The sequence below is a fragment of the Mesorhizobium sp. M1B.F.Ca.ET.045.04.1.1 genome, assembly GCF_003952465.1.
GTDB lineage: Bacteria > Pseudomonadota > Alphaproteobacteria > Rhizobiales > Rhizobiaceae > Mesorhizobium > Mesorhizobium shonense.
Window position 1 is genome coordinate 1,353,052 of sequence record NZ_CP034448.1, and the last position, 15,225, is coordinate 1,368,276.

12 protein-coding genes and 2 pseudogenes are annotated in these 15,225 nt (G+C 59.4%); 8 read left to right on the forward strand and 6 right to left on the reverse strand.

Translation table 11 applies throughout. From position 1 onward, the window contains the following. Positions 1-67: 67 nt before the first annotated feature. The 4 genes from nifW to EJ071_RS06675 all read right to left on the reverse strand — a co-directional run bounded on the left by nifW (position 68) and on the right by EJ071_RS06675 (position 2,504). Complete coding sequence (gene nifW, locus EJ071_RS06665) at positions 68-445, reverse strand: nitrogenase stabilizing/protective protein NifW (RefSeq protein WP_024505239.1); 378 nt, start codon at positions 443-445, stop codon at positions 68-70. Positions 446-625: 180 nt separating this feature from the next. Beyond that, complete coding sequence (gene nifS, locus EJ071_RS06670; protein ID WP_126063817.1) at positions 626-1,837, reverse strand: cysteine desulfurase NifS; 1,212 nt, start codon at positions 1,835-1,837, stop codon at positions 626-628. 158 nt (positions 1,838-1,995) lie between these two features. Further along, a complete protein-coding gene (locus EJ071_RS38380; RefSeq protein ID WP_165349961.1) occupies positions 1,996-2,166 on the reverse strand; it encodes a hypothetical protein in 171 nt (56 codons plus the stop codon). Between the two features lie 17 nt (positions 2,167-2,183). Further along, complete coding sequence (locus tag EJ071_RS06675) at positions 2,184-2,504, reverse strand: iron-sulfur cluster assembly accessory protein (protein WP_029356570.1); 321 nt, start codon at positions 2,502-2,504, stop codon at positions 2,184-2,186. 586 nt (positions 2,505-3,090) lie between these two features. Between EJ071_RS06675 and EJ071_RS06680 the strand changes: the two are divergent. Then, positions 3,091-4,122: pseudogene (locus EJ071_RS06680) on the forward strand (ChuX/HutX family heme-like substrate-binding protein); the annotation flags it as partial. Between the two features lie 261 nt (positions 4,123-4,383). Here the strand turns inward: EJ071_RS06680 and EJ071_RS06685 are convergent. Then, positions 4,384-5,616 (reverse strand): MFS transporter, encoded by a 1,233-nt coding sequence (locus tag EJ071_RS06685; protein WP_126063819.1) that lies wholly within the window; start codon positions 5,614-5,616, stop codon positions 4,384-4,386. A gap of 1,307 nt (positions 5,617-6,923) precedes the next feature. Here EJ071_RS06685 and EJ071_RS06690 point away from each other — a divergent pair. The 7 genes and pseudogenes from EJ071_RS06690 to EJ071_RS06715 all read left to right on the forward strand — a co-directional run bounded on the left by EJ071_RS06690 (position 6,924) and on the right by EJ071_RS06715 (position 13,756). After that, the gene (locus tag EJ071_RS06690) at positions 6,924-7,880 is read left to right on the forward strand and encodes an IS481 family transposase (RefSeq protein ID WP_126063820.1); all 957 of its coding nucleotides are present in this window, start codon (positions 6,924-6,926) and stop codon (positions 7,878-7,880) included. Between the two features lie 265 nt (positions 7,881-8,145). Continuing rightward, positions 8,146-9,324 (forward strand): cytochrome P450, encoded by a 1,179-nt coding sequence (locus EJ071_RS06695; protein ID WP_164759124.1) that lies wholly within the window; start codon positions 8,146-8,148, stop codon positions 9,322-9,324. Between the two features lie 29 nt (positions 9,325-9,353). Beyond that, positions 9,354-9,476 (forward strand): annotated as a pseudogene (locus EJ071_RS39210) (ferredoxin); the annotation flags it as partial. Between the two features lie 138 nt (positions 9,477-9,614). Then, positions 9,615-10,202: a nuclear transport factor 2 family protein gene (locus tag EJ071_RS06700; protein WP_126083656.1), complete on the forward strand. Its 588-nt coding sequence runs from the start codon at positions 9,615-9,617 to the stop codon at positions 10,200-10,202. Positions 10,203-10,350: 148 nt separating this feature from the next. Continuing rightward, positions 10,351-11,952 (forward strand): SDR family oxidoreductase, encoded by a 1,602-nt coding sequence (locus EJ071_RS06705; RefSeq protein ID WP_063169384.1) that lies wholly within the window; start codon positions 10,351-10,353, stop codon positions 11,950-11,952. A gap of 138 nt (positions 11,953-12,090) precedes the next feature. Continuing rightward, positions 12,091-13,143 carry an LLM class flavin-dependent oxidoreductase gene (locus tag EJ071_RS06710; protein ID WP_024505249.1) on the forward strand — a complete coding sequence of 351 codons (1,053 nt, stop codon included), beginning with the start codon at positions 12,091-12,093 and terminating at the stop codon, positions 13,141-13,143. Beyond that, positions 13,130-13,756 (forward strand): nitrogen fixation protein NifQ, encoded by a 627-nt coding sequence (locus EJ071_RS06715; RefSeq protein ID WP_029356557.1) that lies wholly within the window; start codon positions 13,130-13,132, stop codon positions 13,754-13,756. Before EJ071_RS06710 ends, EJ071_RS06715 begins: the two co-directional genes overlap by 14 nt. Here EJ071_RS06715 and rpoN read toward each other — a convergent pair. Further along, positions 13,753-15,186 carry an RNA polymerase factor sigma-54 gene (rpoN, locus tag EJ071_RS06720; protein WP_126063822.1) on the reverse strand — a complete coding sequence of 478 codons (1,434 nt, stop codon included), beginning with the start codon at positions 15,184-15,186 and terminating at the stop codon, positions 13,753-13,755. The two genes, EJ071_RS06715 and rpoN, sit on opposite strands and share 4 nt — an antisense overlap. Positions 15,187-15,225: the final 39 nt, after the last annotated feature.

The window sequence follows — 15,225 nt, forward strand, 5'->3', positions numbered from 1 at the left end:
GGAGGCGTCATGAGGACTGGATTTGTCGACTTCTCGACATTGTCGCGTCGCAGCCGTGTCGGGCTCATTACTTTCCGAACCGCTTCAGTGCAGAGTCGAGCGGGACGAAGGCGCGGCCAGGTGCGGGACATATGTTTGGATCGTGGTCCCTTAGCACCTTGAACACACGTTGCGTGAGCGGCGAGGAAGTCGCGAAATCTTCGTAGGCGCGTTCCAGCTTGGCGCGCACCCGCGCGGCGATTACCTGGTTAGGCAGACCGGAGAAATCTTCTTCGGCAAGGTATTGGCCCACGCGCTTCATGATATGGAGCCGCGAGACATTCATCACTTTCGGGTCGTAGGAGACGCCAAGGCAGGCGAAGAAGTCCTCCGCGGCCGACAGGCCCTTCAGTCGCGCTAGGATATCGGTGCGATCGATCGGGCGGCTATCAGCGGAGCAGTTCATTGTATTCTCCCGGCGCGTAATTGTGGTGTCGATGCATTGGTGACATTGCTGACGGCGTGCCGACCTCTGGCACGGCGGCTGGGCAAGAGACTTGGCGATCTCAAGCTTTTCTGAAGTGGTGAAGGCGACCCCGAGTTTGACTGCTCTCCATTGCGCAGGGTCGTCACGTTGAGGAAGACCTCACGGCTCGTCGGCTATTGTGCCGCTCGGACCCGGGCCGGAATGAAGCTGTTCTGCACCTCGCCCGCACAGTCCAGCACTGGGAACGGCCCGTAGCTTCTCGGTGATCGCAGGCAGGACCTCAAGCACGCGGTCTACGTCATCTTCGCCGTTGTCACGCGACAAGGAGAAGCGGACTGCCCCACATGCCGCGTTCATAGCGATCAGAACATGGCTCGGTTCCAGTGAGCCAGAGGCACAGGCGGACCCGGCGGAACAGGCGATTCCCAGCCGGCTCAGGACAATTGGAATTGCATCGCCTTCGATACCTTCGAATCCAATGTTTGCAGTGTTTGGCAATCGCTCTTGCGGATCGCCGTTGATGGATGTGTTTGGGATGCGCTGGATGATCCCGTTCTCAAGGCGGTCGCGCAACCATTTTATTCGTTTTGTCTCGTCCATGAATTTCAAGGCGAGTTCGGCCGCCATGCCCAGTCCGACTATGCCGGGTGTGTTTTCAGTGCCTGCACGCCGGTCGCGCTCTTGGTGCCCACCCTTGATCATGGAGGAGAAGCGCACGCCACGTCTTACATAAAGCGCGCCTATCCCCTTTGGACCATGCAGCTTGTGGGCGGAGAGCGACAGCATGTCGATCGCGGTCGATTTCAGCTCAATCGGAAGCCTTCCGACCGCCTGCACTGCATCAGTGTGGAAAAGCGCGCCGACTTCCCTGGCTAGATCGGCAAGCTTAACCACGGGAAAGATCGTACCGGTCTCATTGTTCGCCCACATTATCGAGACGATTGCCACTTGTGGAGTGAGAGCGGTTCTGTAGGCGTCCAGGTCGAGCCGGCCGTGGTGATCGACTGGGATAATGTGCACCTTGACGCCGCGCGTCTTTTCAAGGTGCGCGCACAACTTCAGAACGGCCGGATGTTCAACCGCGGAAGTCACTATTTCCGTTCGGTCGGGCATCACCTCCAGCGCCGAAAGGATGGCTGTACTGTCGCTTTCAGTCCCGCCCGAGGTGAAGATGATCTCGTCCTCGAATCCCGCGCCGATGAGGGCTTGCAACTGTTGCCTCGCCTTTCTCACGGCTTCAGCAACCGATGCGCCATAGGCGTGCATGGACGAATGATTGCCAAATTGCTCCGTAAAGAAAGGCAACATCGCTCCAACGACTGCAGGATCAACCCGCGTCGTTGCGTTGTTGTCGAGATAGACAGGGTTCATGGGAGTGATCCTTCAACTGCTGAAATGATTCAAGGGTAGGCGGGCCATTGAACCTCTGGCGCATATCGTATCTGGTAAGGTGGGCGGCCGGGCGAGCGATGGCTTGGCTGACCGGTCGCTGTCGACATTGCCCTTTGGTGGCGGCATCTGCCGGGAATTCAGCTGTTTCGGGCAATTTTGTTTGCTTGCCCACGGCAACGATCGATGATCGCGATTTGGCGCATCACCGAACGCAATTGTTCCGGGCCGACAGTGCGTGTCGGCCGGTTCCAGAGCGCCGGCGGTGCCGGTTCGACGCAGTATTCCTTGGCGTCGCTATAGTCGAACATAGCCTGTTCCCTCGCAATCATTTGCAGGACTTGCCGCAGCCGCACGTCTCACGCGCATTGGGGTTATCGAAAACAAAGCCGGATGTTTCGAGCCCAGTGACGAAGTCCACGGTCATGCCGGCTGCATGGGGTTGGGAGCCTCTATCCATGAACACCTTGAGCCCATCTCGCTCGATGATCGCATCGCCCTCACGTGAGACGCTCTCCAGGCCCATTGAGTATTGGAAGCCGGCGCAGCCGCCGGCATGGACCATGATGCGAAATCCTTCCGCCGGCTCGCTGGCGCGGTAAAGAGCGGCCTTGATGGCGGCAACAGCGTTGTCGGTGAGCGTAATCATGGCTCGATTTCTCCTCGGTCCGACGTTTTCGCGGATCATCTCGCATGGACCGTGCCAAAGGGAAGACGTGTCAAAAACCGTAGGACATCCCGACGTCTCTTATGCTCGATTGCTGGGGAGACGTCCGACAACCGACACTTACTGTCGGATTTGTCGCGTCCGCGTCACAGGAAGGGCGCCTGAGTTCGCGATGCACTCACGCGTAAAGCAATGAACAGAGCCAAAGATGTTCAGAGCTTGCCGCGGAGCAACTGGCACGATTTTTGTGAAGCCTTCGTTGCGGCGGCAAAATTGCCGGCCGATTCACCTTTGGGTTGCCCTCGCAATCGAAGAACGAAGGAGAGCAATATGATCCATCAGACCCGCCTTGAGTGGGAAAGCAGCACCGCCGGTGGTACCCGAATGCTCGATCGGCCGATTGGCGCCGACCACCCAACAATCGCTCTCTACCGGCGATTGGCCGCTGACCGCCCGGAGACAGGATTCGACTGGCATGTGCCTGACGATCGATCGCGTCCGCCGTGCACACCCCTGAGGCCCGTTTTTCGATCGATCGTCAAAAGAAGAACGGGGCAGGGGTAAAAACATGGATCAGCGCAAGAAGCGGTCGCCCAACGAAATCCGGCGTGCGTGGGAAGTCTGTCCGAACATTCCCGCGCGTGATTTCGCAGCCCAATTGGCCATTTCGGAAGCGGAACTGGTCGCGGCCCATTGCGGTTTCGGCGCGGCACGCATCGACCCGCGCGTCAATCACGTTCTGACGGGCCTCGAATTCGTGGGCGAAGTGACGGCGCTGACCCGCAATCAAGGTGCCGTGCACGAAAAGATTGGCGTCTTCAACAGAGTGATAACCGGCAACAATCACGCCATGGTCCTTGGTGACGAATTCGACCTTCGCGTCTTCCCGCAAGCTTGGAGGTATGGTTTCGCTGTTGAAAGGCGCCATCGCGGCGGAATCCAGCGCAGTTTGCAATTCTTCGACGCCACCGGCGCAGCAGTGCATAAGGTGCATCTCAGGCCGGTCTCCAACCTTCATGCCTATCGAAAGCTGGTGGCCGAGCTCGTATCCGCCAACCAGGAGCCGACCATGTCGCTTAAGGCGAGAGTAGCCGACCTGGGCGCGAGGACTGCGGACTGGGCCGGCACGGTGGACGACCTACGCGAGCACTGGAGCCGGCTGACTGACGTCAACCTTCTAAAGACGCTCAAGCTCAGCCGCTGCCAGGCTTTGCGCATGGTCGGCCAGGATTACGCTTGGCTGCTCGACAATGCCGCAGTTGGCGCCGTGCTCCAGCGTGCGGCCGAAGACGAATTGCCGATCATGTGCTTCGTCGGCAACCGAGGTTCTATCCAGACCCATTCCGGCTTAATCAAGTCGGTCAAGCAGATCGGGCCGTGCATCCATGTGCTGGACGAAACGTTCCGGCTGCATCTCAGGACCCACCAAATCCGTGAGGTTTGGGCCGTGCGCAAGCCGACCAATGACAGTCACGTCACCTCGCTCGAAGCATATGGGTCCGACGGCAAGATCATCATCCAGTTGTTCGGTGCGCGCAAGGAAGGCGAACGCGAGCGCGACGACTGGCGGGTTCTGGCGGAAAACCTGCCTCGTTTCCCCGACAGCTACATGAGAAAAGACCGATCGTCGTCGGTGGGACGCCGGCGCCCATCTGCCTCCGCAGCCAGTAGCCGGGCATTGAAGCCGAGACCGGGGACACGATGACGCAATAAGCGCGCTGTATTATCGCAACGCGATGAGCAGGAAGCAATTTGGCGCTGCCCCATCGACCGCATGGTTACGACGAAGCCGCGGCCTTTGGGCCGAGCTCAGAGGTGGCAATAGCGTGAACGCCGCCGACCGTCACTCCCCACCAGGCGGTCAGGTTTTGCGGTTCGGGCCGAGCAAAAATACTGTCAAGACAGCGAGGAACGTGGCAACCGCGCTGTAGACAAAGACACTGGCAATACCCGTGTGATCCACCAATAGGCCACCGAAAGTTGTGCCGGCTGCGATGGCCACTTGGAAGGTTATGACCATCAGTACACCAGCGCTCTCGGCCTGTTTCGGAGCGGCGCGTAGCACCATCCATGTCTGCAATCCGACCGGGACCGCGCCAAAAGCAAAGCCCCATACGGCAACTGCAATTGCCGAGGTCAAGGCCGATGCTCCCATAGTCAGGAGCGAGACAGCGGCTACGGCAATGAGCAGGGGCGGCAGGGCCGCGACCGCCTTGAGACTGTGTTTGGTGAGGAATGCGCCGGCTAAATTGCCGAAGACGCCGGCCGTGCCAAAAGCAAGGAACACGAGCGGGATTGACTTCTTTTCGAGCGCAGGAACGCTCTCGAGAAAGGCGCGGATGTAGGCGAAGCTGGCAAAATGGCCGGAAGCGACCAATAGCACGACTAGCACCGCAACCTTCATCGCCGGATTCTTCGCGACATCCAGCGGACTGCGGAATCTGCGCACTTCGATCGGAGGCAGTGGCGGAATGGTTACGAGTTGCACGAGCAGCGCAACGGCACTCACGATTGCGGCGACCTTGAACGAGGCTCGCCATCCCCAAATGTCACCGACATAAGCGCCGATTGGAGCCGCGCAGACGGAGGCGACAGAAACGCCGGTGAGGATGATCGACATGGCGCGCGGCATGAGGTGACTTGGAACCAGCCGCATCGCCAACGCTGCCGAAATAGACCAAAAACCACCAAGCGATATGCCAAGGACGACGCGTGCCGCCAGCAAAACCGGCAGCGACCCCGCAACCTCTGCCAGAACGTTCGACAGGATCAGCAGGAGCGTCATCGCCCAGATGACGACCCTGCGGTCCAGACGCTTTGTCACGATGGCGATTATCGGTGCCGAGATCGCCGCGACGATTGCGGTCGCTGTTAGCGCCTGTCCAGCCGTGCCCGTGGTGATACGGAGATCATGCGCGAGCGGTGTCAGAACGCTGGCGGGCAGAAACTCTGCCGTCACAAGCCCGAAGGTGCCGAAGGAAAGCGAAATGATGGCACCCCATGCAGGGCCAGAACGTTGATAGGGACTTTCTGGGTCAAGCCGATCTCGGTCGAACAAAGCCGCGTCCACTAAATCTGTCGCCGATTCGGTCATGAATGAGTTCTCCGGCTAGGAGCTGTTGCAGCAGGGGTGGCTACATCGCCGGGGATCAAAGCCGCGAGACCTTCCGGCGGCGGCCAGTCGGCATCAGTCGAGGCCTCGGCGCCCGACGCATCCGAGGCCTCATCGGAGGGCCGACGGACCCAACCGTCGACAATGCGGGAGAGTTCTCGGCGCGGTCGCATCGATCGCATTCGTCGAAGTGCGGTCTGTTCACTGCGAACCAAGCAAGCCGAACGCGGTGTCCTCGATCGAGGCCTTGATGGGGGGATGATCGACGATCTCTATATTGCTTTGAAGCAGGAAGTTCCGTCGCCATATGTGGTTATCCTGGCAGCCAGAATTGAGCGGTTGTCGCAAGCACCAAGGCGGTCGCAATGAGTGCAACGAGGCGGAAGTCTGATCGATGGCTGCGGTTCGATGGCCGCGCGATCGACAAAATTGAGGTGATGAGTTATCCCTTTTGAAGCCGTTGCTCCCAATTCTGGGATAAGGTAATTGCAGGCGGTCCCAGCAACGTCGGGCGGCCTTTTTGGTGATCGAATTCATGGGACGACACTCTCGGTCCGTGACGCATCTGCGAATGACTCCGCAAGTTCCGTGCCATCAACGACAAATCTGGCTCTGCTGAGCGGGTGGTGGAGGCACGAGCGTGGGCTATCCCAAGAGCTTGCCGCAAGGTTGTTCGAAGTTGAGGTGCCGGATAGACCGCAAATATGTCGGGCGGCCTGGGGTTGGCCAACACGAAGATGCGCAAGTTCAAAAGGACGAGCTGAACCCTTGCCGATATCCATCCGAGGCTGATCTGGAGAAGGTCAAGAACTGCGTCTTGAAGGCTTCCGCCGCACCGGCAAATGCTAAGCCAAGGTGCTGGGCAAGATGGACAGGGCCATCCAACCCGTCGACTGGACGCTCATTAATGGCGTCGGTGTGGCTCTGTAGCTGGCGAGAAAAACGCCCTGCTGAAAGACAAAAGCTCGTGTGGCCGGCTCTGAAGGACGGCCAGTGAGGCAGGCGAGGAGAGGCTATAGCCCATTCGTGTAGACTGATCTTGTCCCACGGAGGCGGCTAACCACCCCGCCAGACATCATCGAGGGGAGCGCCACTAGGCTTACCCCAAGTGTTGGTCATTTCCACCTGGGTGACCTCGGCCAAGTCACCAAGCCGCTTAGAGCAAGCTTTCGAACTGGATGCTCCCCGGGCACATGATCGGCTAGCTGTGAGCTTTCGGGAGGTTGTCCATTCGGACCGGACCGAGGAGACTGGAGTTACCACGCTTCAGCATCCATCGGAGGATCCGAATGAACATCCATAAGAATGCCCGTCTCACACCGCTGCGTCGAGAGGAGATGGCGCTGTCGGTGATAGAAGGCGCTTTCTCCAAAGCCCATGCGGCGCGTGTCTACGGCGTGTCGGCCAAGATCGTGGCGCGCTGGGTCGAGCGCTACAAGTCCGAAGGGCGGGCCGGCATGATCGACCGTTCCTCGCGGCCCGCCCATATGCCGCAGGCCACCGCTGCGTTGATCGCCGAGCGCATCATGGCGCTGCGGCGGCAACGTTGGACCGGCAAGCACATCGCCCATGAGGTCGGCGTCTCGCCCGCCACCGTTAGCCGGGTTCTCAAGCGTGCCGGACTGTCGCGGTTGCGGGATATCGAACCGGCCGAGCCGATCCGACGCTACGAGCGCGAGCATCCTGGCGAGATGATCCATATCGATATCAAGAAGCTCGGTCGTTTCGAGCGCATCGGTCATCGCATTACCGGCAAGCGCACCGGCAATGCCAGCTCGCGCGGCAGCAGTTGGGAGTTCGTCCATGTCTGCATCGACGACGCCTCCCGCATCGCCTTCTCGCAGATCCTGCCCGACGAGAAAAAAGAAAGCGCCATCGCCTTCCTCAAGGCGGCGGTGGCCTACTACGCCAGCCTCGGCGTCACGATAGCCCGCGTCATGACCGACAACGGCTCCTGCTACAGATCAAAGGCCTTCGCCAAGGCCTGCCGCGATCTCGGCCTCAAGCACGTCAGGACAAGACCCTATACACCCAAGACCAATGGCAAGGCCGAGCGCTTCATCCAGACAGCACTGCGCGAATGGGCTTATGCCATCGCTTATCCGACTTCAGATCACCGCGCCGCAGAGTTGCCGGTCTGGCTGCACAGATACAATTGGCACCGTCCCCACGGGAGCCTAAAGTCCAAAACACCTATCAGTCGCCTCGCTCTAACCGAGGACAACCTGTTGAGGCTCCACAGCTAGCGATCCCACCAGTTGAGTTGCTCCAAGTCGGTGTCTAGCTTTCTACATTCTGTGTCCGACGCTGGACAAGAATGTTGCAATCCCGACCAGCAAGTCAGCGCAGGCGCCACCTGTTGCCCAGCAAACGGCAAGGATTATCGAAAGACGAATTCGGCACGGAGCTTGCACCAACGATTGCATGCAAATGCCGACAGCATCTCATGAACGGTCTCTCGATTCTGGCGCGGTTAAATCGCGGCCGGTTCCAGATCATGTCCCGCCCGAAATGGTGAGGGACTTCAGCCTGTTTACGTCGCCCGGCATGTTGCCGACCGCTAACGGGGATCCGCATGCAGCGGTTGCTTGCGTTCATGCCGGGCCTCCGATCTTTTATTCAACCAGCAACACGCGCGACGGTCGGGGTACCTGGGTCATCACTCGCGCGAGCGACCAGCGCCGGGTGCTGCAGGACACCGAAACGTTTTCCAGCCATCGCAGCATCTTCGCCTCTGTGCTCGGCGAGAGCTGGCCGATGATCCCGCTTGAGCTCGATCCGCCATTCCACGGTGTTTTTCGCTCACTGCTCAATCCGCTGCTTTCGCCAAAGCGGGTAATGGCATTGGAGCCGGCTGTCCGGGAACGAGCGATCAAGCTGATCGACAGGATCGCCGCATCAGGCACGAGCTGCGACATCATGAAGGATTTTGCAGTTCCGTTCGCGGTCAATATCTTCCTTCGCTTTATTGGGCTTTCGGACAACGGACTAGAAACATTTGTCGGCTGGGCTAGAGATCTGCTCCACGGCGATAAGGAGCAACGACCACCCGCAGCCCGGACGATCGTGGCCTTCATCGACGAACTTGCCACCGAGCGCCGCAAGGAGCCGGTCGATGATTTCATGACCTTCATCGTGAAGGCAAAGGTCGAGGGTCGTCTGCTCAGTGACGAAGAAGTCCGTGGCATCGGCGTGCTTGTGTTCGTCGCGGGACTCGACACGGTCTCAGCAGCCATATGCTTCGACTTGGCCCATCTCGCGCGCAACCCCAAAGATCAGGAATTGCTACGAAGCGAACCGGACCGGATTGCCGTCGCTGCGGAAGAATTGCTGCGCGCCTATTCGACCATTCAGATGATCCGAGTGGCAACGAAGGATGTCGACTTCAAAGGCGCGCCGATCCGCAAGGGAGACTATGTTTCCTGTGCCACGATGATTGCCAATCGTGACCCGGCGGAATTCGAATGCCCGAATGAGATCGATCTGGCGCGCGAGGACAACCGGCACGCTGCCTTTGGCTATGGTCCCCATCGTTGTCTTGGCTCACACCTTGCCCGGCGGGAGATTGTCATTGGCCTGGAGGAGTGGCTGGCGCGCATCCCAGCCTTTCGGATCAAGACAGGGACTGAACCTATCACCTTCGGCGGCCATGTGTTCGGGATCGAGAATCTGATCCTGGACTGGTCCTGAAGTTTCAGCCAACGACATTGGAGTTCGCTATGCGTGTCGTCGTACATAAAGCCAGATGCCAGGGTCATGCGCGCTGCTGGGCGCGGGCGCCGAGAGTCTTCAAGCTTGATGACGCCGGCTACATCTTGCCCGGTGATATTGATGTTGCCGATGGGGAGCAACTGCTTGCCTCAAAAGGGGTACGAGCCTGCCCCGAACAAGCTCTGGAAGTTGACGAGCCCCCCGCTAACTCAGTTGTAGAGAGAGACACACGCAAAGTGCAGACTGGCATCGGGAAGGATAAAACAATCATACAATTCGCGACAGACCCTGTCGACCACGCGAAAATTACCGAACTGCGTGACCGAGAGGCGATCCGCAACTGCCTGTATCGGTACTGCCGCGGGATAGACCGCGCCGATGAGGCGGCGCTGCGTAGCGCATACTGGCCCGAAGCGTATGACAGGCACGGTCCCTATTGCGGACCGGCAGAGGACTTCATCCAATTTGCTCTCGGTCTGCCGGGGCACCGTAACATCCATCAAATCACGAACAGCCTGATCGACTTCATCAGTTCAGCAGAGGCCGCGGTCGAGAGCTATTTCACCGCGCTGCAACGCGGACCGGATACAGACCAAGAAATACGTCAGACGCTGCTTTGCGGCCGTTACTGCGATCTGTTTCAGAAGAGGCAGGACGAGTGGCGAATTGCGGAACGGACAGTCGTCTACGATTGGGTTGAGGAGCAAATCCCGCCAGCGATTCTTGAGGCAGATAGGTTCGGCCGGCGACAGCCGATTGGAGCACAACATCCAGACGATCCCATCTACCAGTTGCTCAAGGGTCACATCCCCACCGACCAAGATGGCGTCGAGGGTCCCCAACTGGGAGCTGCATAAGTGGGTAGAAATGGAGGATGAGCGCCCTACGGGAACGACATCTGTGTGGGGCCGCAACTGGCGGTCACTGCAACGATTTGGCTCGGCCCTTCATTCCGCCCAAGGTTGATGGGCTGAGATCACAAGCGGTCATCGTGGAGAAGCTCTCGTGAAACTGGCAGCACGCACCGTAATCATCACAGGCGCTGCGGGCGGGATCGGCCGTGCCCTGGTCGATATCCTTGCCGCGGACGGAGACACTGTAGTTGCGGTGGACCTTCCGGGCAGTGGTGTGGTTGAACTGGCTCGGGATCTCGGGTCGCCGCACGTCGGTCTGGAGTGCGATGTGTCGCGAGAGAAGGACATGCTCTCACTTTTCGGCCAGGTCGAAGCACGGTTCGCGCAAATCGATGTCCTCATCAACAATGCGGCGGTTGGACCCACGATGGATAGGATCATCGACACCGCTGTCGATACCTTCCGACGCGGCGTGACAGTGAACCTTATTGGGCCATTCGTTATGGCCCGGGAAGCGGCGCGGCGCATGAAGCCGGGCGGTGCGATCGTCAATGTGGCTTCGATGGCGGGCGTGGTCGGCAATCCCAGGCGCAACGCCTACGCAGCCTCGAAAGCTGGCGTGATCTCGTTGACAAAGTCCCTTGCATGCGAGTGGGCTATGCGAGGAATCCGCGTCACGGCGGTGGCGCCGGGCTCCGTCCGCACCCCAATGGTCACAGAACTGGCACGCGCTGGCAAAATGGACCTCGCGGCGATACGCCGCCGCGTGCCGATGGGGCGCTTGGCTCGCCCCGACGAGATCGCCAGGGTCGTGCGTTTTCTGAGCAGCACGCAGGCGCGCTACATCACCGGCTCGGTGCTGGCAGTCGACGGAGGCTGGATGTCATTCAACCAGCCGGGGGATGCTCACCCGCCGGTGGATGGTGCGCTCCAAGCCGAGCTCTCCTGTCCGGCCGAATGCACAGATGCGCGAATCGTGCTCGTCACCGGTGGCGCAAAAAGCATTGGCGCGGCCGTCGCTCGCCGCTTTGCCGCGAACGGCGACACCGTCGTGATTGCTGATAAAGATGGCACTGCAGCGGCAGAGCTGGCTACATCGCTCCCCGGCAAGCATCTGGCGAAATCGCTGGACGTGGCCGTCGAGAGCGATGTGGTGTCGATGTTCGAAGAACTGAGGGGACGCTTCGGGTATATCGATGTTCTGGTCAATAGTGCTGATACCGCCGACAGGATTGTGCCTGCGATCGAGCAACTGTCGAAACAGCTCGAACACGTCCTGGATGTCAACCTTACCGGCGCCTTCACCTGCGCGCGCGAAGCGATCAAGGCTATGCGCCCGGGCGGCGTGATCCTCAATCTCGGGTCGATCGACAGCTTTCTGCCGTTCGCGCCGCGCCATGCCTACGGCGCCTCCAAGGCGGGGATGGATATGCTGACCCGTTGCATGGCGGCCGAACTCGGGCCGGTCGGAATTCGGACAGCCACCGTCGCTCCTGGCCACATCCGCACGCCCGCACTTGCTCAGTTGGCCAAAGCCGGCCGCATCGACCTGACAGCAATCGGACGACGCATCCCCATGGGCAGGATGGGACGGCCAGAAGACGTCGCAGATGCATCGTTCTTCCTTGCTTCGTCTGACGCCTCATACATCAACGGCTCGATCCTCTACGTGGACGGCGGCTGGACCTCGTTCGGTGATGCGGGAAACGCCAGCGAACTCTATGACGAATGTTTTGCGGAGGCCGCAGGTTAATTGCCAGGCCTTCGCAGGGCGACCGGCCGAGCATTATGAAGCCTCGGCTCCACGACGCACCTGAGGTGCTTGAGATCCAAGCATGTGCATGCCGAGCACATTCCCGGTCGGCTGACGTGTCTATAACGAGGAGAAATCATGGAATTTGCCACTTTCATTCTGGCCGCCCAGCGTGGCTATCACCAATCCTCAGAAAGCGTCATCCGCAACTCCATCGAACAGGCCGTCGCTTCGGAGCAGGCTGGGTTCAACACCGCGTGGTTTGCTGAGCACCACTTCAACAATTACAGCCTCATACCATCCCCGCTGATGATGGTGGCGCACTGCGCCGGCTTGACAAGCACGATTCGCCTGGGCACTGCCGTCTGCGTGCTGCCGCTTTACCAACCGCAGCGCCTGCTGTCCGAGATCGGCTTCGCCGACATCGTTGCGAACGGCCGTCTCGAGCTCGGCGTAGGCTTGGGATACCAGCAGTTCGAGTTCGAACGGTTCGGCGTGGACATCGATGAGGCGCCGGCCGTCTTTTCGGAATACCTGGACATCATTCTCAAGGGCCTCAACCAAAACGTCTTCGAACACGACGGCCAGTATGAGAAGATCCCCCCAACAGCGATTTCGGTCCGCACAGTCCAGCAGCCGACGCCGCCTATCTGGATCGCTGGCGGAGCCGCACGGATGGCTCGGGCCTACCGCGAGGGGCACAATTTTTTTGTCACAGCCTTCCACGACGGCTTAGAGACTTTGACCACACTGCGTGAATCAGTCGAGAGGGCGGCGGCATCCGAGGAAAAGAACGTCACCGACGTCAAGATATCGCTGCTGCGCTGCTGCTATGCCAGCCACGACGAGTTGGAGATCAACAGCTATCTCGACAATGCCCGCTTCCAGCGCCGGCTTTCTGAAGCCCTGCATCAGCGCCGCCAACAGAGCCACGATGGCTACCTGCTGCAGGAGACACCGACCCAGCAGGATCTGTCCTTCGAGACCATGCGCAAAAATTTGCCGATTGGCAGCGTAAATCGCGTGATTGATCGCCTGCTGGAAGAGATCGATATCTTGAAACCGGACCAGATCGCAGTTCAGACTCAATTGGGCGACTTCGACCAAAAGACGATGCTGCGCCAGATCGAGCTCTGGGGCGACAAGATCATCCCTGCGGTCAACAAGGCGCTTTGTCATGCCGGAAGCTGAAGCCGGCCGTTACGATGATGGCTGCCTATCCAGCGCGCAATGGCGTGGGTCCGAGCTAGGGAGGAGCTTCGATCAGCATGTGCTGCCCTGCGTACATTCACGTTCGCTTGAGGAGGTCCAGGCGGGCGAGGTGTTGGCGACGGAGGGGACAGGCCTTTCGTCTGTCGAATTGCGTGATGTCTTGGCCGCAACTTTCCCGTCTACCTCCAGCAGCGTATTCGCTTTGGAGGAGTTGAGCGAGCCCGAGCCGGAACTGGAAGAGGAGCTGCTACGCCGGCTGCTGCTAGCGCATGCTGCGCCGGCCGACCCGGCGAGCGGCCGCTTGGCCAAGATCATCGCCCGGCGTGCGATGCGCACGGACCATCTTTGGCGGGATCTTGGCCTCTCAAATCGCGCTGAGCTCAGCCGCCTGCTTGCCAGACATTTTCCCGCGCTGGCGGCAGGCAACACAGAAAACATGAAATGGAAAAAGTACTTTTACCGCAAGCTGTGTGAGGCCGAAGGCTTTTCGTCATGCACTGCACCCAGTTGTCGGGAATGCCAGGACTTCGAAAGCTGCTTCGGCCCGGAGGAAGTTGAGAGTCGCCTCTCGCCGACCAGGAATGCCGGTTAGTCACTTCGCTTGATCGCAGCTGCGGACAAACGCTTATCGCGGCGCCGTAGTATGGAGGAAGGGATGTTCATCGCCTCGCGATATTTGGTGACGGTACGGCGAGCGACATTGATGCCGGTCTGCTTGAGCTGAGCAACGATGTCTTCGTCGGAAAGTACCTTGTCGAGCGATTCTTCGGCGATGATTGCCTTGATCCGATGGCGGACAGATTTGGCGGAGTGCGCGTCGCCGCCCTCGCAGGATGCGATTGTCGCTGTGAAAAAATACTTCAGCTCGAACACCCCGCGCGGAGTTAACATGTACCTGTTCGAAGCCACCCGGCTTACCGTCGACTGGTGCATTTTGATCCCGTCAGCGACATTTTTGAGACAGAGAGGCCGCAGATGGGCGACGCCGTGTGTAAAAAAGGCATCCTGCTGGCGCACGATTTCGGTCGCAACCTTAAGGATCGTCTTAGCGCGCTGCTCGAGGCAGCTGATCAGCCAGTTCCCTTTTTCCTGGCAATGGTCGAGAAACGCTTTGCCTTCCGGATTTTGATTGGTCAGCTGCGAGATTTCGGCGACATAGGTGTGGTTGATCAACACTTTGGGCAGCGTGGCCGGATCAAGCTCCACCCGCCATCCACCTTCGGACTTGGGCATTACCCAGACGTCCGGTACGATGGTTTCCGGCGTCCCGGACTGGAACCGGTCTCCAGGCTTGGGATCGAGCGCGCGGATTTCGTTCCTCATGTCGAGGAGATCCTCCTCGTCGACTCCGCAACGCTGCTTCAATCCCTGAAAATCCCCCCGTGCAAGCATCTCGAGATTGGCGACCAAAGCTGCCATAGCCGGGTCGAACCGGTCTTGCTGGCGCAGCTGAATCTCCAGGCATTCGCTGAGAGTTCGCGCAAAAATCCCCGGCGGATCAAATTGCTGCAAGATTCCGATGACCCGTTCCACATCAGCTTGCCGAACGTTTAACCTCCTGGCCAGATCGAAAAGGTTTACCTGAAGATAGCCAGTGTCCTCCAGATGGGCGGCGAGCTGTCCGGCAATCAGCCGCTCCTGGGGGGTGAACGGGGTGAGGGCGACCTGGCGGGCGACATGGTCGTGCAATGTTTCGGTGTGGGCGGTAAACTCCTCGACGGCAGGTCGATCGTTGCCGCTACTGCGTTGCGACTTCCATTGCCCGCGCCCGCCAGACGGCCCGCCAATGGGCGATTCGCCGATTTCGCTTCTGCTTTGACTGCTCCGCTGATCCACCCCTGACAGCGGCGAATCGTCGTCAAACGGGTCAGGCTTCAAAACGGGGTTCCTCTCGAGTGCCTGCTGCACGAGCTGATGGAGTTCAGTATGCGTCAATCGCAGCAAGCGAATAGCTTCAATGGCTTGAGGCGATAAGACCATACGTTGCTTCTGGCGTTGAAGCAGGCTTGCTGAGAGATGCATGTTGAACCGTAATCTGCCGAGGATGCTCTAGTGTGTGCT